Source organism: Mycobacterium sp. P2_H7 (genome assembly GCF_056403275.1).
In genome coordinates this window covers 74,829-91,268 of record NZ_JBFUFU010000006.1, presented here as the reverse complement: position 1 = coordinate 91,268, position 16,440 = coordinate 74,829, and the positions used below count along the sequence as shown (strand labels likewise).

Here is a 16,440-nt window from a genome sequence, read left to right as displayed (position 1 = left end):
GTGTCTGAGCCGTGGGAAGCGGTGTATTCGAGCGGCTGGTGGGCCAACACGCCGTGGCGGCGGAGTTGGTGGCGGCCGCGCGCAAGGCTCGTCGTGATTCCTCTCACAGCGGACTCACAGCGGGTGGGATGACTCATGCGTGGCTGATCACGGGCCCGCCGGGGTCCGGTCGGTCCATCGCCGCGGTGTGTTTCGCGGCCGCCCTGCAGTGCCAGTCCGAGGGTGAACCGGGTTGCGGCGAATGCCGCGCCTGCACCACGACGATGGCAGGCACCCACGGCGACGTGCGGCGCATCATCCCCGAAGGTCTGTCCATCGGTGTCTCCGAGATGCGCGACATCGTGCAGATCGCGTCACGCCGCCCGGGCACCGGTCGTTGGCAGATCGTGGTGGTCGAGGACGCCGACCGGCTCACCGAGGGGGCGGCCAACGCGCTGCTGAAGGTGGTCGAGGAGCCGCCGCCGTCGACGGTGTTCCTGCTCTGCGCGCCGTCGGTGGATCCGGAGGACATCGCGGTGACGCTGCGCTCCCGCTGCCGGCACGTCGCCTTGGTGACGCCGCGCGCGGAAGCCATCGCGCAGGTGCTCGTCGACAACGACGGCCTGACCGAGGAGCTCGCCACCTGGGCGGCCTCGATCAGCGGCGGGCACGTCGGCCGGGCGCGGCGGTTGGCGACGGATCCGGAGGCCCGGCAGCGCCGCGAGCGCGCGCTGGGACTGGCTCGCGATGCGGCCACCCCGAGTCGGGCCTACGCCGCGGCCGAAGAATTGGTGGCGACGGCCGAGGCCGAGGCGAAGGCCTTGACCGCCGGCCGCAACGAGAGCGAAACCGACGAGCTGCGCACCGCGTTGGGCGCGGGCGGCACCGGCAAGGGGGCCGCGGGGGCGATTCGCGGGGCGGCCGGCGCGATGAAAGATCTGGAGAAACGGCAGAAGTCGCGACAGACCCGCGCCTCGCGGGATGCACTGGATCGTGCGCTGATGGACCTGGCGACCTACTTCCGCGACGCGCTGGTGGTGTCCGCGGGCGCCGGCGGGGTGGTGGCCAACCACCCCGATATGCAGGAGAAGATCGCCGCGCTGGCCGCGCACGCACCACCCGACAAATTGCTGCGGTGCATCGAGGCGGTGTTGGCATGCCGGGAGGCGCTCGAGACGAACGTGAAGCCCAAGTTCGCCGTCGACGCCTTGGTCGCGACGGTGGGAATGGCGCTCAAGAGCTGAGCCGGGGCCGTCTTTTGGGCGGTGGACAGGTGCTGCCGTAGACTCACCTGCGCCTGCGTGAACAGGCATCGCCGCCCTAGCTCAGTCGGTAGAGCATCTCACTCGTAATGAGAAGGTCAGGGGTTCGATTCCCCTGGGCGGCTCCATTTTTTTCAGGCAGACCGGTTGGGTTGCACCGCCCGGCGCCACGCCAGTGGATTGAGTTCCCGGTACGGGTCTTCGGCACGGATGGCCAGTAGCTCTTCGAGCGCGCGCTCCAGCCGGTCCTTGGTTTCATCCCGGACCGTCGCGACCCACGCCTGCTCGTCGACACCGTCGGGCTTGGCAGTGTCGATCGGCGCGGCGAAGCGCAGGTACATCCGCTGCGGACGGGGGATCATCGTCGGCCCGAGTCCGCGAACCAGCGGCATCGCCATGTCGGGTTTGCCGCCGAACTTCTCGGCCAACCCCTGGCTGAATCGACCCCACAGTCCGTCGCGGCGGGTCAGGCTCGTATAGACGTCGTCGCCGCCGATGAGCGCCGCGGGCACGATCGGGTAGTCGTTCTCCACCGACAGCCGGGCGAAACCGGCGCGGCCCTCCCAGCGCAGCGTGTTCTGCTCGCCCTTGAACTTTGCGATCTCACGGCCGCCGCCGGGGAACACCAGGATGGGTTGGTCGTGCCGCATCAATTCCCGCGCGGATTCCGGCGCCCCGACGGTCGCGCCGAACGCGGCCATCAGCTCGCCTGCGGGGAAGGGCATTTTGCCGAAGCCGCGGTCGGTGAGCGGCCGGACCAGGATGCCGAGTTCGCGACGCACCGCGTAGGGGATCAGGAATGCCTCGAGGCCGGCCTGGGAGTGGTTGCCCACCAACAGGAATCGGCCGTCGCGTGGAAGGTTCTCCAGACCGTCGACGTACGGCCGATACAGATCGACAAGAGGTGCGGCCGCGTCGGCGACGGTCTCGGCGGCGCTTCGCATCGCGCGGATGTGGCCGGGTGGGTCGATCAGGGTGTCGACGTTGGTCATGATGTGCGCGGACATGACGCCACGATACCGAACGAACTGGTTCGTCTGTATATGATCAGCCTGTGAGAACGACGACAGAGCTGCGCGGTGAGATCCTCACCGCCGCCCGCGCCGAATTCGCCCGGTGCGGGCTGGCCGGCGCCCGCATCGACCGCATCGCCACCTCCGCCAGGGCCAGCAAGGAACGCCTGTACGCCCACTTCGGTGACAAGGAGACCTTGTTCCGGGAGGTCGCACTCGCCGACGCCGCCGAGTTCTTCGAATCCGTGCCGATAGCACCCGAGGACGTCGCCGAATACGCGGCCGGTGTCTACGACCTGGCCTGCCGGCGGCCCGAGCACCTACGCATGCTCACCTGGGCCCGGCTGGAGGGCTTCGTGCTGCCGGCGCCCGACGCCGCCAGTCACCCGGTTCCCGAGTTGGTGGTCACGGCCATCGAGGCCGCGCAGGCCGACGGGCGCGTCGATCCGAACTGGAAGCCCGAGGAACTGATCGTCCTGTTGTTCGGGGTCGGGCTGGCGTGGGCACACCTGCCCGACGACATCGCGGGCACCGACGACCCGGAGGTCATCGCGAGCCGTCGCGCCGTCGTCATCGAGGCGGCCCGGCGGATCATCGCGAAACCGGGTGGCTAACCCGCCTCGGCTGCCAGCGCATCCCGGCGTACCGCGAGGCGCTGAAACAGGTCATCCAGATCGATGTCGTGGGCCTGGCGGGGCCTGCGCTGGTGGAAGCGCGCCTGCTCGAAGCTGGCCGGGCAGGCGAACTTGTGCAGCTGCAGACATGTTGTCGGCCAGCGGCTTTCCAGCTCGTCGTCGAGGTCGATCACCTGGCGGGTGTGCCGCCGGATGGCAAACCGGTTACCGGGTGCGCTGTCGTCGGTGGCGTGCATGTGTGCGTCGAACAGTTGCCAGCTGCCGTAGGCCAGCTGCAGCCACACCGTGTCGACATCGCAGTGCGGGCACGGCGCGACGACCGACGGGCGGGAATCTGGCCAACTCATGCCGAGCAGCCTAGGGAAGGTCACCGACAAGTCCGGCCGCACACGCCGGGCTCAGGCGGATTCGGGTGCGAGCGCCTCGGTGGCGACGGTGCGCGCCGAGTTGGCGGCGGGAAATCCGGCGTATCCGCTGGCGTGGTAGATCACTTCGGCCAACTCGGCATCGGAGAGTCCGTTGGTTCGGGCGATCCGGAAGTGCGCGTCCAGTTCGTCGTTCGCGCGCAGTGCGATGAGGATCCCGAGGGTCACCAGGCTGCGGTCTCGTTTGCTCAGTCCTTCGCGCGACCACAGCCGGCCGAAGATGCTCTCGATGCCGATGTCCATCAGTTCCGGTGCGAAGCCGTCGCTGAAATCGACCTCGGTGTCGTCGTCGGGAAGTGAGCCGGGGAGCAGTTCGCGGAACACCCGCAGACCCTCGCCACGTAAGTTAGTCATGCTTACGATCTTGGCATGCGGGGCCGCAACTACTTCGGCGCCACGAATCCGACAGGTCCCGACGCGATGCACACCGACAGTGCCGCGGTGTCGGCCCGTACCTTGATGGCCGCGCCGGCGCCCGGCAGCCGGACGAACACCCGGTTCAACCCCGGTCGCACAGGCACTTTCGCGGGTGGTCCCTCGGGCAGCGTCATCGTCAGCGTGCCGTCGTTGTTGGCCAGATAGTTGATCTCGGCGGTCCAGTCGGCGGGCAGTAGCGGCCCGTCCAGCGGCATGGTGACCTCGTCGTCGGGCTGCACCAGGTAGCCGCAGTTCGGGTGCGGGCCGGGGGTGATGGTGCGCATCCAGGTGACCACCGCGTCCAACAGTCGGCCGGCGCTGTCGAACATGCGGAGTTCGGTTGTGGCGGTGGCAAACTCGGGCCGCGGGCGGACCAGCGCGAACATATGGCCGGCCAGGTTTTCCGGCCAGGCCACCCGCTGCAGGATCAGCGGATCCACCTCCTGGTCCAGCAGCGGGGTGTCCACGGAGGCGAGCCCGGCGCGGACATTGGCCACGTAGGCAGGCACGGGGCTGTCCCGCCACACCCGCAGGAACGTCACCGTGGAGTACAGGCTGCTCGCCACGAACACCAGCGCCACCATGGCGACCGCCACCGAACGCGGCACCGAAGCGTCCAGTCGCGGCGACGTGCGATTGGGTGCACAGAACGCGACGGCCGCCAGCAGCGCCAGCACCACCACCAGATCCGGGAGGTAGCGCAACGTCTGCGCCAATTCCAGTGCGGTGAACCGGGACGACCGCATCAGATAGATCGGCACCTGGCAGGCCACCGCGTAGCCGACAGCGGTGGCCCACACCCAACCGAGCCGCCGCTTGCGCAGCAGCGACACCGCGAAGACGGCCGCCAGCACCAGCCAGCCCAGCGCCATGACGGTCACGCCGGGAGTTCCCCACGGCGACGCCGGCGCCCAGCGCTGCCAGTCCCACGGCCCACCCGCCAGACCCGGCACGATCGCGTGGGTCACCGAGCGCCGCAACAGGTCCCACGTCATGACGGGGTCCAAGGTCCAGCGTTTCTGGTCGACGACCACCAGGTACACGCCGATCCACGCCGCGGTGATCAGCAGCAGCGACACCCACAGGGCGCGCCCCCGTCGCCACACCTCCGCCACCGACTCCCCGCGCACGTGGGCCAGCAGGGCCGCGACGGCGAACGCGACGAACGGGATGACGGCCGACTTCTCGAAGAACAGCAGACCGCCGAAGTAGACCAGCACCGCCGAACCGAGGTGCCTGCGGTTGCCGGTGCGCAGGAACAGGATCGCCGACCCGCACACCCAGGCCAGCGCGGCCTGCAGCGGCAGCGCGTTCAGCCCGGCGGCCCACCACGCGAAGGCGGGCACCGTCAGCGGGGTGAACAACGCGAACGTCAACGGCACCAACAACACCGGGCGCCGGCCGAGAATGATGTGCAACGTCCGCAGCAGAGCCAGCGAAGCCAGTAGCTGGAGCACCAGCAGGCTCAGCGCGGGCCAGATCCAACTGAACGGCGCCAGCCGGGTGATCACGCCGGCGACCAGGAACGCGCCCGGCATGACATGCCCGTCGTGATCGTCGAACAGATACCCGGGGGACAGCAGGCCCTGGGTGCCGGCGCGGCCGATCAGGATCAGGTCATCCCAGTAGAAATAGCCACCGAAGGCCACCACTGCGCGGATCGCCAGCTGCGCCACGATCAGCGCCACAGCGACGTGCGCAATCCATCCCCCGTCGCTGCGCTCGCCCCGGCCCGGTTTCATCGCTGCCGACTGTACGGATGCACACCTTCCGCGGCTAAAGTGAGGCCGTGCGCACACTGGTCACCGGCGCTGCCGGATTCATCGGATCCACCCTCGTCGATCGTTTGCTCGCCGACGGGCATGCCGTCGTGGGGATCGACGATCTGAGTACCGGCCGGCGGGTCAACCTGACCTCGGCGGAAGCTCACCCCGACTTCACCTTCATCGAGGCCGACATCGTGTCCGCCGACCTCGGCGCGATCGTTGCCGAGGCCCAGCCGGAGGTGATCTTCCACCTGGCTGCGCAGATCTCGGTGCGGCACTCCGTGGACAATCCGCAGTTCGACGCCTCGGTCAACGTGGTCGGCACCATCCGGCTGGCCGAAGCCGCCCGCGTACACGGCGTGCGCAAGATCGTGCACACCTCCTCGGGTGGCTCCATCTACGGCACCCCGCCGGTATTCCCCACCAGTGAAGAGGTGCCCACCGACCCGGCATCGCCGTACGCGGCCAGCAAGGTGGCCGGCGAGGTGTACCTCAACACGTTCCGCAACCTGTACGGCCTGGACTGCTCGCACATCGCACCCGGGAACGTCTACGGCCCGCGCCAGGATCCGCACGGCGAGGCCGGTGTGGTGGCGATCTTCGCCAAGGCACTGCTGGCCGGGTCGACCACCAAGATCTTCGGTGACGGCACCGACAGCCGCGACTACGTGTTCGTCGACGACGTGGTGGACGCCTTCGTGAAAGCCTCCGGCGAGGCCGGCAGCGGGCAGCGCTTCAACGTCGGCACCGGCATCAGCACCACGGTGCGCGACCTGCACTCCTCGATCGCCAAGTCCGTGGGCACCGCAGACGACCCGGAGTTCCACCCCGCCCGCCTCGGTGACCTGCGTAAATCCCAGCTCGACATCAGCCGCGGCGCCGAGGTGCTGGGCTGGGTGCCGCAGGTCGGCATCGACGAGGGCATCGAGCGGACGGTCGACTTCTTCCGGAATTGATCGCTCAAAAAGATTGTGAGCGCTCGCTATCTAACCTAGCCTGGTGGCATGCCCTATGACGTCATCATCCGCAATGGTCTGTGGTTCGACGGCACCGGCCGGCCGCCGCTGACCCGCACCCTCGGAATCCGCGACGGGGTGGTGGCCGACGTGTCGGCCGGGCCACTGGATGAGACGGGTTGCCCCGATGTCATCGACGCTTCGGACAAGTGGGTGACCCCTGGCTTCATCGACGTGCACACCCACTACGACGCCGAGGTGTTGCTCGATCCCGGGTTGCGTGAGTCGGTGCGCCACGGCGTCACCACCGTGCTGCTCGGCATGTGCTCGCTGTCCACGGTGTACGCCGACACCGAGGATGCCGCCGACCTGTTCAGCCGGGTGGAGGCGGTGCCGCGCCAGTACGTGCTCGGCGCCCTGACCGAGCACAAGACCTGGACCGACCCGGCAGGCTACGTCGAGACCATCGACGCGCTGCCGCTCGGCCCGAATATCGCTTCCTTGCTGGGGCATTCGGATCTGCGGGCGTCGGTGCTGGGACTGGACCGTGCCACCACCCGCGACGTCGAACCGACCGACGCGGAACTCGAGATCATGGCGCAGCGGCTGGAGAAGGCACTGGAGGCCGGCATGCTCGGCATGTCCGGGATGGATGCGGCGATCGACAAACTCGACGGCGACCGGTTCCGCTCCCGGGCGCTGCCGTCGACCTTCGCCACCTGGCGGGAGCGGCGCAGGCTGATCAAGGTGCTCCGCAAGCACGGGCGCATCCTACAGAGCGCGCCCAACGTCGCGAAAATCCAAGAGGCACTGAACTTCTTCCTGGAGAGCAGCGGTCTGTTCGGGCGCCGCCGCGGCGTGCGGATGAGCCTGCTGGTCTCCGCCGACGCCAAATCCTCACCCGGGGCGGTGCACATCCTGGGCCCGGGCGTGCGGCTGCTGAACCGGATCCTGGATTCGAAGGTGCGCTTCCAGCATCTGCCGGTGCCGTTCGAACTGTATTCCGACGGAATCGACCTGCCGGTCTTCGAGGAGTTCGGCGCGGGCACCGCCGCCCTGCACCTTCGTGATCAGCTGGAGCGCAACACGCTGCTCGCCGATCCCGAGTACCGCCGCCGGTTCCACCGCTCCTTCGACCGACGCAAGCTCGGACCTGCCCTGTGGCACAGGGACTTTCATGATGCCACCATTGTCGAATGCCCGGATGCCACGCTGGTCGGCAAGTCCTTCGGCCAGATCGCCGACGCGCGCGGCATCCACCCGCTGGACGCCTTCCTCGATGTGCTCGTGGAGAACGGTGAACGCAATGTCCGCTGGACCACCATCGTGGCCAACCACCGGCCCAAGCAGCTGGACAAGCTGGCCAAGGAGCCGTCGGTGCACATGGGGTTCTCGGATGCCGGCGCGCACCTTCGCAACATGGCGTTCTACAACTACGCGCTGCGGATGCTCAAGCGGGTGCGCGATGCCGACCGTGCCGGCCGGCCGTTCCTGACCACCGAACATGCCATCCACCGCCTCACCGCCGAGGTGGCCGACTGGTTCGGCCTGGAGGCGGGCACGCTGCGGCGCGGGGACCGCGCCGACTTCGTGGTGATCGACCCTGCCGCCCTTGATGATTCGGTGAACTCCTACCACGAGGCGACGGTCCCGTTCTACGGCGATCTGAGCCGGATGGTCAACCGCAACGACGCCACTGTTCTTGCGACCGGAGTCAACGGCCAGGTGGTGTTCCGCGCCGGCGAGTTCCGCGATGGCTACGGCTCCACGGTCCGCTCCGGGCGCTACCTGCGGGCCGGCGCCGACTCCGGCGCGAAACCGGCCGCGGTCTGACGTGGCCCGCACCCAGCAGCAGCGACGCGAGGAGACCATCGCCCGGCTGCTCGACGCCAGCATCGAGACGATCATCGAGATCGGTTATGCCCGTGCGTCGGCGGCGGTCATCTGCAAGCGCGCGGGCATGTCGGTGGGTGCGCTGTTCCGGCACTACCCGACCATCGGGGACTTCATGGCCGCCACCGCCTACGAGGTGTTGCGCCGTCAGCTGGAGTTGTTCAGCAAGCAGGTCGCGGAGATCCCGGCCAGTGAGCCGGCGCTGCCCGCGGTCCTGGCGGTGTTGAGCGACGTCACCGGCAATGACACCAACGCGGTGTTGTTCGAGTTGATGATCGCGGCCCGCACCGACGAGAAGCTGCGCACCACGTTGCAGCACGTGCTGGCCGAGTACGGGACCAAGATCTTCGAGACGGCCCGGGCCATCCCGCCCGCCGACCAATTCCCCGATGCGTCCCGTGCGGTGGTGACGGCGTTGCTCACCAACACCTTCGACGGGTCGGCCATTTTGCGGCGCGTACTGCCCGACCCGGAGTTCGAGGCCCGCAAGATCGCCCTGCTGACCAAACTGCTCGGCTACTGATCGTCGGCGGGGGCGCGCGCACCGTCGAGGGCCACCGCCCGCGCCAGCCGCGCATACCGCAGCTCCAGATCCTTGAACCGCATGTAGGTGCTGATCGTGGTGAACAGGAACGCAATGATCAGGGCGTACTCCAGCAGGTCCGCCCCGCGTTTGACCCCGAGCCAGTTGGCCACCACGGTGGTGTCGTCGGGCCGCACGATCGCGTAGATCGCCGCGACGACGAACAGCAGGTAGCCCAGCTTCACCCACGCCTTGGCCTGGGCGCTGCGCCGTGACCGCAGCAGGTAGACCAGCAGCGTGACGATCGAGGCGATCAGCAGCACCTGGATCCAGTTCATCGGGACATCCTCCCGCGCAGGAGGCCGTCGAACAGGATGTTGACCCCGTTGAGCAGGGGCTGGCCCTTGGACTTCGAGTAGTCGGTGTAGAGGATCTCGACCGGCTCTTCGGCTACCCGCCAATGGTTTTCGACTGCCAGGGCGATGAACTCGCTGGCGTGCGCCATGCCGCTCATGGTGATGTTGAGTTCGTCGGCCACCTCCTTGTCGAACACCCGCAAGCCGTTGTGGGCGTCGGTGAGACCAAGGCTGCGGCTGTGCGGGCTGACGACCGCCGCGAGCCGCAGGATGACCCGTTTGAGCGGGGGAGTGTGGGTGACGGCGCCGCCGAACCTGGTGCCGATGACCAGATCGACGGAATCCCCGGTGAGCCGGTCGATCATCCGGACGACGTCCTTGACCCGGTGCTGTCCGTCGGCGTCGAAGGTGACGAACACCGCCGCCCCGGGCCGGGACCGCGCGTACTCGACACCGGTCTGGATGGCCGCGCCCTGCCCGAGGTTCACGGGGTGGCGCACCAGGTGTGCGCCCGCGGCGTGTGCGGCGTCGGCGGTGCCGTCGCGGCTGCCGTCGTCCACGCACACCACGTTCGGAAAGACGGTCCGCAATTCGGCGATGACGTCGGCGATGACGCTCGCTTCGTTGAAGGCGGGGACGATGATCCAAACGTCCTGGTACGGGGTTTCGATGGGCACCAAACTACACGCTACGAAGGGGAAGTCCGCGCCAGCGCCGCCAGGTGCACCGCGATTCCCACCAGCGGCCCGCACAACAGCGCGACGATGGTGCGGGTCTCCAGTTCGAGCGGCAGGAGCAGCAGCAGGGTCGCCGCGACGGTGGCACTCACCCAGCCCGTCGCGTAGGCGCGGTGCAGGGCGGCGGCCACGGTGGCGGCACCGGTCAGGGTCAGCAGCGCGATGGCCACCGCACCGGCGGTCAGCCACGCCAGCAGCGCGCCGCCCGCCCGGTAGTCCGAACCGAACCCGGCTTCCAGCAGCCAGGGTCCCGCGAGCCCGGCCGCGACCACGCCCAGTGCGCCGATCGCGGAGACCACCACGGCCGGGATGACCAGCGCGCGTAGCCGCTCGTCCGGTTTGTCGACGAAGTAGGCGATCAGATTGCCCTGCAGCGCGGTGAGCGGCACCAGCAGGGGAGCCCTGGTCAAGGTGACGGCGAGGATGACGACGCCGCCGGTGGCGCCGAGGTGCGCCGTGGTCGCCTTGAGCAGCACCGGGAATCCCATGATCAGGATGGCGCTGGCGCCCGCGGCGGCGATGGAGTGGGACGCCCCCGCCAGGAAGGTCCGCACGCTGCCCGGTGTCGCGAGCGCCGCAGCTGCCCTGTTCGACGGCGAGGCAAGCAGCAGCAGCAACCAGGACACCGAACCCGCGACGGTCGCCCACAGATAACCGGCCAGTCCCCACCCGGCCAGGAAGCTCGCCACCGCGACCAGCACCCGCAGGCCGGCGTCGGTGACCATCAGCGCTCCGTACTGGGTCCAGCGGTCCACACCGGCGAGCATGCCCAGCAGGGTGGCGTGCAGGCAGAAACCGGCCAGCCCGACGCTGAGCAGGACGACGGACAGCAACCGGGACTGTGCGAACACATGGCCCGACCACAGCGGTGCGGTGACCGCGATGAACACGGCTGCCGCGATACCGAGGCCCGCGGCCACCCGCATCGGATGGGTGCGCGGACCGGTGATCTCGCCGGTGTGCCGCGCGGCCCGGACCTCGCGGGTGGCCTCCTGCAACAACCCGAAGGCGGCCCCGGTCACCAGACCGAACGCACCCCAGAACACCCCGAACAGGGAGAAGCCGGCCGGTTCCAGATTGCGGGCCGCCAGGTAGAGCACGGCGTAGCCGCACAGTGCCGACAGCACCGTGGCCAACCCCACCCGGGCGACACTGTTCCGCGTGACCGGCCCGTCGGTCATGGGACCGTCACAGGTCCGGCACGGCCGTCGAATACAGCCAGGCGTCCCACAACGGGCGCAGTGAGACGGCGGCGTGATTGGCGGCCAGCCCGGTGAAATCGTCGGTGACCGCGGTGCTGTGCCGGTACCGCGTCGTCCAATCCTTCAGCAGGGCAAAGAAACTGGTATCACCGATCGCCAGGCGCAGGGCGTGCAGGGTCAATGCGCCCCGCTTGTACACCCGGTCGTCGAACATGTCGGCCGCCCCGGGATCGGTCAGCAGCAGGTTCTGCGGCGAATGCTGCAGACGCTTGTGATAGGACCGGGCCCGTTCGTCGGCGCTGGGACCGCCGGACTCCTCGGACCACAACCATTCGGCGTAGCAGGCGAATCCCTCATGCAGCCAGATGTCGCGCCAGCGCCGCGCCGTCACCGAGTTGCCGAACCACTGGTGGGCCATCTCGTGGGCGATCAGCCGTTCCGCGGTGCGTTTGCCGTCGCAGTGGTTGGCACCGAAGATCGAAAGCCCTTGGGCCTCAAGCGGAATCTCCAAATCATCGGCGGTGACGACGACGGTGTAGCCGTCGACCAGCGGGTACGGCCCGAACAATTTGGTGAACAGCTTCATCATCTGCGGCTGTCTGCCGAAATCGTGATCGAACTGCCTGCGCAGCCGGTCCGGCAGCACCGCGTACATGGGGACCGGGCTCTTCTGTATCCGCAGCCGCTCGTACATCCCGATCTGCAGAGTGATCAGGTAGGTCGAGGTAGGTTCGGCGAGCTCGTAGGTCCAGATGTTCAGGCTGGCCCGGGACTGCCGGGAGATCAACTCGCCGTTGGCGATCGCGTAGTAGGGATTGTCGGTGGCGATCTTGATGCGGTAGCTGGCCTTGGCGGCGGGGTGGTCATCGCACGGGAACCACGATGCCGCACCGTTGGGTTGGCCTGCGACCAGTGCGCCGTTGGTGAGCTCTTCGAAACCGACGTCGCCCCACAGGGTTCGGATGGGACGCGGTGCGCCGCCGTAACGGATCGCGATGGTCATCGCCGCCCCGGCGGGCAATTTGGTGGGCAGGGCGATGTGCAACTTGCCGTTCGAACATCGGAACTGGTCGGGGCGGCGTCCGTTGACGGTGACCTTGGTGACACTCAGTGGTGTGGCCAGATCCAGGGTGAACGTGCGCAACTCGGCCAGCGTCACGGCGGTGATGGTCGCCGTCCCGGACAGCCGATTGGCCGAAACCTTGTACTCCAGGTCGAGTTCGTACCGGGAGACGCGGTAACCGAAGTTCCCGTTGCGCGGCAGGTAGGGGTCGATGACGGGCGGGCTGGAAGAGGCCGCCTTCTTGGCGGCCTTCTTCGCCGGTCGGCTCACTTCTCGTTCTTCTTCTTTTTCGCCGGATCCCACAACGCGATCGGGTTGCCCTGCCAGCGGGTGGAGCCGGGCACCTCGTCGCCGCGCATCACCAGCGATGCCGGGCCGACGGTGGCGCCGGCGCCGATCTTGCTGGCCGGCAACGCGACACAGTGCGGTCCCATGGTGGCGCCGTCGTCGACGACGACGGTGTCCAGTCGCATGATCCGGTCATGGAAGAGGTGTGTCTGCACCACGCACCCGCGGTTGACGGTGCTGCCTGCGCCCAGGCGCACCAGGTCGGCCTCGGGCAGCCAGTACGTCTCGCACCACACCCCGCGGCCGATCTTCGCGCCGAGTCCGCGCAGCCAGATGTTCATCACCGGTGTGCCGGTGGCCGCGCGTGCGAACCACGGCGCGGCGACGGTCTCGACGAAGGTGTCCGCCACTTCGTTCCGCCAGACGAACGACGACCACAGGGGATGTTCGACGGCCTGGATGCGGCCGATGACAAGCCATTTGGCCACCACCGCGATGGCCCCGGCGACCCCGCCGGCGATCAGCAGGACCACGCCACCGGCGAGGGCGGCGAGGCCGTACCCGAAGGCGTCGGCCAGCGCCTGCAGACCGGCCAGCACGGCGACGCCGATCCCGAAGGTGACGATGACCGGGATGATGCGGCAGGTCTCGACGACCGACCGCATGACCTTCAGCCGGGCCGACGGGTGGAAGGTGCGCAGGGCGTCGGCGTCGGTGGGGTTGCGGCGCAACCGGATCGGCGGGCTGCCCAGCCATGACGAACCGGCCTTGGCCTTGTGCGGTGCGGCGGAGAGCACCGCGACCAGACCGTCGTCGGGAACCCGGCGGCCGGGTTGGGTGATTCCGGAGTTCCCCAGGAACGCCCGCTTGCCGATGGTGGCCCTCGCGACGTGGATCCAGCCGCCACCGAGTTCGTAGGAGGCGACCATGGTGTCGTCGGCCAGAAAAGCGCCGTCTTCGACGACGGTGAATTTCGGGGTGAGCAACGCGGTCGAGATCTCGGTTCCCTTACCGATCTTCGCGCCCAGCAGGCGCAACCACCACGGGGTCAGCAGGCTGGCATAGATCGGGAACAGGTAATTGCGGGCGGCGTCCATCAACCGCTCGGTACCCCACAGTTGCCAGCCCACCCGGCTGCGCACCGGGTGATAACCCTCGTTCAGGCCGATGGACAGCGCGCGCACGCCGATGACGGTCAGCGCCGCGTACGTCGCCATGGCTGCCAGCGCGGCGACCGGTGTCCACAGCAGCACCGGGACGATCGCCTCGGTGGGGGTGGCGGTGCCGTGGATGGCCCAGGCCAGCACGGCCAGCCCGGCGGCCAGCCCTGCCAATGGCAAGGCGCCCAACAACATCGACGAGATCCCGTAGATCGTCACCCACACCGTCGAGCGCGGCGGGCGTTCGTCGGGCCAGGGGTGACGGGCCTTCCCGGACTTCGCCGCGGGCGAGCCCTTCCAGAACTGGCCGTTCTTCACCTTGCCGACCACGCCGGAACCCGGTGCCACGTCGGCGTTCTTCCCGATGGTGGCGCCGGGGAACAGGGTGGTGCGCGCACCGATGCTGGCGTCGTTGCCGATGCTGATGGCCCCGACATGGAACAGATCGCCGTCGACCCAGTGCCCGGTGAGGTCCACCTCGGGTTCGACCGAAGCCCGGTGCCCGACGGTGAGCAGGCCGGTCACCGGCGGTGCGGAATGCAGGTCGACGCCATTGCCCACCGAATTACCCAGGGCGCGCGCGTAGTACACCAACCACGGCGCGCCCGCCTGGTTCTCGGCGCCGCTGGCGTCGGCCAGCCGCTCGGCGAACCACACCCGAAGGTGCTCCGAGCCGCCGCGCCGGTACGTGCCGGGTTGCAGGTTGGACAGCAGGGTCCGGGCGCCCAGCACCGCGATCCCCATCCGTCCGGGCGGGGTGATGAACACCAGGAAGCCGGCGAGGATCACCCACCAGTTGAGGTGCACCGCCCACGGCACCAGGTTCGTCGCGGCCGCCAGATTGTTGAGCACGGCCAGCCAGATGATCCACTGCAGACCGGTCAGGGTGGCCAGCGGTATCGACATGCCGACCTGCGCCAGCTGGGTCAGCAGCGGGGTGGGGGCGACATCGCGGATGTGCACCTCGGGTGGCGGGGCCAGCTCGTCGAGGTAGCCGGCCATCGAGCCGAGGCGGGGATGGTCGTAGAGGTCGGCGACGGTCACCTGCGGGTAGCGCGAACGCACCGCGGTCACCAGCTGGGCGGCCGACAGCGAGCCGCCGCCGAGGGCGAAGAAGTCGGCCTCGGGTCCGTCGACCGCGGCGCCGAGGACATGGCGCCACAACCCGGCCAGCCAGCCCGTGGTCCCGGTGCCCAGGTCGGGTTCGTCCTCCTCGGCGGCGCCCGGCGGCGGCCAGGGCAGCGCGTTGCGGTCGACCTTGCCCGACGTCCGGGTGGGCAGCTCGTCGAGCAACACCAACCGGGGCACCAGCGCAGCGGGCAGGGCCGCGGCCAGCGCCGCGCGGGCGGCGGCCAGATCGAAGGCCGGGTCGGCACTGGCGATGTAGCCGACCAGCAGCGGGGTGCCGCTGGCGGTCTTGCGGACCGCGGCCGCGCCACCGCTGACGCCCGGCAGGTGAACCAGTGCCGAATCGACCTCGCCGAGCTCGATCCGACGGCCACCGACCTTCACCTGATCATCGGCGCGGCCCTGGAAGTAGAGGCCGTCCGCCTCCAGGCGCACCAGGTCGCCGCTGCGGTAGGCCCGCTCCCAGCCGAGCGAAGGCATGGCCGCGTACTTCTCGGCGTCCTTCGCCGGGTCCAGGTAGCGGGCCAGACCCACGCCGCCGATGACGAGCTCGCCGACCTCGCCGAGCCGGACCGGTTGGCCTTCTTTATCGACCACGACCAGGTCCCAGCCCGGCAGCGGCAGCCCGATGCTGACCGGCCCCTTGCCGTCCAGCGGGGCGGCGCAGGCCACCACGGTCGCCTCGGTGGGTCCGTAGGTGTTCCATACCTCGCGGCCCTCTACGGCCAGGCGCTCGGCCAGTTCGGGCGGGCAGGCCTCGCCACCGAAGATCAGCAGCCGCACCGCCTCGAGTGCCTCGGCGGGCCACAGCGCGGCCAGTGTCGGCACCGTCGAGACGACGGTGATGTCCCGCGACACCAGCCACGGGCCGAGGTCCATGCCGCTGCGGACCAGCGACCGCGGTGCCGGCACCAGGCACGCGCCGTGCCGCCAGGCCAGCCACATCTCCTCGCACGACGCGTCGAACGCCACCGAGAGCCCGGCCAGCACCCGGTCCCCGGGGCCGAGCGGTCCGGCCTGCAGGAACATCCGGGCCTCGGCGTCGACGAACGCGGCCGCGTTGCGATGCGTCACCGCCACGCCCTTGGGGGTTCCGGTCGAGCCGGAGGTGAAGATGATCCAGGCGTCGTCCCGGTGGAGTGGCGGCGCGGCGCGCCAGCCGCGCGACGACCCGGTGGCCCGGACCAGGCCCCGCTCGGTGATCACCGCGACCACTCCGGCCTCGCCGAACACCAGCGCTGCGCGCTCGTCGGGGTCGTCGGCGTCCACCGGGACATAGGCGGCGCCGGCAGCCAGGGTCGCCAGGATTGCCGTGTACAGCGCGTAGCTGCCGGAGGGCATCCGGATGCCGATGCGGTCGCCGCGGCCGATCCCGCGGGCGGCCAGCCACGCCACACTCTCCTCGATGTCGCCGATCAGTTCGGCGTAGGTGAGCTGAATCTCGCCGTCGTCGATGGCGGGCGCGTCCGGAAAGCGGCGGGCGGTGTCGTAGAGGATGTCGATCAGGGTCCGCGGCTCCGGCGCCGAGGACGACAAGAGGTACTGCGGGGGAATCGCCGGAGCTGTCACCCGTACAAACTACTAAGCCCGCGCGTCGGGCCGGTGACGCCGCACGGACCCGGGGCATTCCCATTCCG

General features: G+C 69.2%; 14 protein-coding genes and 1 tRNA gene. 6 read left to right on the top strand and 9 right to left on the bottom strand.

The window, feature by feature from the left end:
- Positions 1-11: 11 nt before the first annotated feature.
- Entirely contained in the window at positions 12-1,223 is a 1,212-nt protein-coding gene (locus tag AC1DY7_RS09000) for a DNA polymerase III subunit delta' (RefSeq protein WP_477493330.1), read from the top strand.
- A 70-nt stretch (positions 1,224-1,293) separates the two neighbouring features.
- A tRNA-Thr gene (locus AC1DY7_RS08995) sits at positions 1,294-1,369 on the top strand.
- A gap of 6 nt (positions 1,370-1,375) precedes the next feature.
- Here the strand turns inward: AC1DY7_RS08995 and AC1DY7_RS08990 are convergent.
- Positions 1,376-2,248 carry a lysophospholipid acyltransferase family protein gene (locus AC1DY7_RS08990; protein WP_477493329.1) on the bottom strand — a complete coding sequence of 291 codons (873 nt, stop codon included), beginning with the start codon at positions 2,246-2,248 and terminating at the stop codon, positions 1,376-1,378.
- Positions 2,249-2,295: 47 nt separating this feature from the next.
- Between AC1DY7_RS08990 and AC1DY7_RS08985 the strand changes: the two genes are divergently transcribed.
- Entirely contained in the window at positions 2,296-2,868 is a 573-nt protein-coding gene (locus AC1DY7_RS08985; protein ID WP_477493328.1) for a TetR/AcrR family transcriptional regulator, read from the top strand.
- Here AC1DY7_RS08985 and AC1DY7_RS08980 read toward each other — a convergent pair.
- The 3 genes from AC1DY7_RS08980 to AC1DY7_RS08970 are packed head-to-tail and all read right to left on the bottom strand — an operon-like array spanning position 2,865 to position 5,473.
- Positions 2,865-3,236 carry a hypothetical protein gene (locus AC1DY7_RS08980; protein WP_477493327.1) on the bottom strand — a complete coding sequence of 124 codons (372 nt, stop codon included), beginning with the start codon at positions 3,234-3,236 and terminating at the stop codon, positions 2,865-2,867. The genes AC1DY7_RS08985 and AC1DY7_RS08980 overlap by 4 nt on opposite strands.
- A 51-nt stretch (positions 3,237-3,287) precedes the next feature.
- Positions 3,288-3,668: a carboxymuconolactone decarboxylase family protein gene (locus AC1DY7_RS08975; protein ID WP_477493326.1), complete on the bottom strand. Its 381-nt coding sequence runs from the start codon at positions 3,666-3,668 to the stop codon at positions 3,288-3,290.
- Between the two features lie 29 nt (positions 3,669-3,697).
- Positions 3,698-5,473 carry a hypothetical protein gene (locus AC1DY7_RS08970; RefSeq protein ID WP_477493325.1) on the bottom strand — a complete coding sequence of 592 codons (1,776 nt, stop codon included), beginning with the start codon at positions 5,471-5,473 and terminating at the stop codon, positions 3,698-3,700.
- Positions 5,474-5,520: 47 nt separating this feature from the next.
- Between AC1DY7_RS08970 and AC1DY7_RS08965 the strand changes: the two genes are divergently transcribed.
- From AC1DY7_RS08965 to AC1DY7_RS08955, 3 genes are read left to right on the top strand one after another with little or no spacing between them, the layout of a single operon-like run.
- The gene (locus AC1DY7_RS08965; protein WP_477493324.1) at positions 5,521-6,453 is read left to right on the top strand and encodes an NAD-dependent epimerase/dehydratase family protein; all 933 of its coding nucleotides are present in this window, start codon (positions 5,521-5,523) and stop codon (positions 6,451-6,453) included.
- 48 nt (positions 6,454-6,501) lie between these two features.
- Positions 6,502-8,286: an N-acyl-D-amino-acid deacylase family protein gene (locus AC1DY7_RS08960; RefSeq protein WP_477493323.1), complete on the top strand. Its 1,785-nt coding sequence runs from the start codon at positions 6,502-6,504 to the stop codon at positions 8,284-8,286.
- A 1-nt stretch (position 8,287) separates the two neighbouring features.
- Positions 8,288-8,869: a TetR/AcrR family transcriptional regulator gene (locus tag AC1DY7_RS08955; RefSeq protein WP_477493322.1), complete on the top strand. Its 582-nt coding sequence runs from the start codon at positions 8,288-8,290 to the stop codon at positions 8,867-8,869.
- Here the strand turns inward: AC1DY7_RS08955 and AC1DY7_RS08950 are convergent.
- The 5 genes from AC1DY7_RS08950 to AC1DY7_RS08930 are packed head-to-tail and all read right to left on the bottom strand — an operon-like array spanning position 8,863 to position 16,372.
- The gene (locus AC1DY7_RS08950) at positions 8,863-9,207 is read right to left on the bottom strand and encodes a DUF2304 domain-containing protein (RefSeq protein ID WP_477493321.1); all 345 of its coding nucleotides are present in this window, start codon (positions 9,205-9,207) and stop codon (positions 8,863-8,865) included. The genes AC1DY7_RS08955 and AC1DY7_RS08950 overlap by 7 nt on opposite strands.
- The gene (locus AC1DY7_RS08945; protein WP_477493320.1) at positions 9,204-9,902 is read right to left on the bottom strand and encodes a glycosyltransferase family 2 protein; all 699 of its coding nucleotides are present in this window, start codon (positions 9,900-9,902) and stop codon (positions 9,204-9,206) included. The genes AC1DY7_RS08950 and AC1DY7_RS08945 overlap by 4 nt, the downstream gene beginning before the upstream one ends.
- Before the next feature lie 11 nt (positions 9,903-9,913).
- Positions 9,914-11,143 carry an MATE family efflux transporter gene (locus AC1DY7_RS08940; protein WP_477493319.1) on the bottom strand — a complete coding sequence of 410 codons (1,230 nt, stop codon included), beginning with the start codon at positions 11,141-11,143 and terminating at the stop codon, positions 9,914-9,916.
- 7 nt (positions 11,144-11,150) lie between these two features.
- Positions 11,151-12,497 carry a M1 family metallopeptidase gene (locus AC1DY7_RS08935; protein WP_477493318.1) on the bottom strand — a complete coding sequence of 449 codons (1,347 nt, stop codon included), beginning with the start codon at positions 12,495-12,497 and terminating at the stop codon, positions 11,151-11,153.
- On the bottom strand, positions 12,494-16,372 hold the full coding sequence (locus AC1DY7_RS08930; protein WP_477493317.1) for a Pls/PosA family non-ribosomal peptide synthetase: 3,879 nt from the start codon (positions 16,370-16,372) through the stop codon (positions 12,494-12,496). Before AC1DY7_RS08930 ends, AC1DY7_RS08935 begins: the two co-directional genes overlap by 4 nt.
- Between the last annotated feature and the right edge of the window lie 68 nt (positions 16,373-16,440).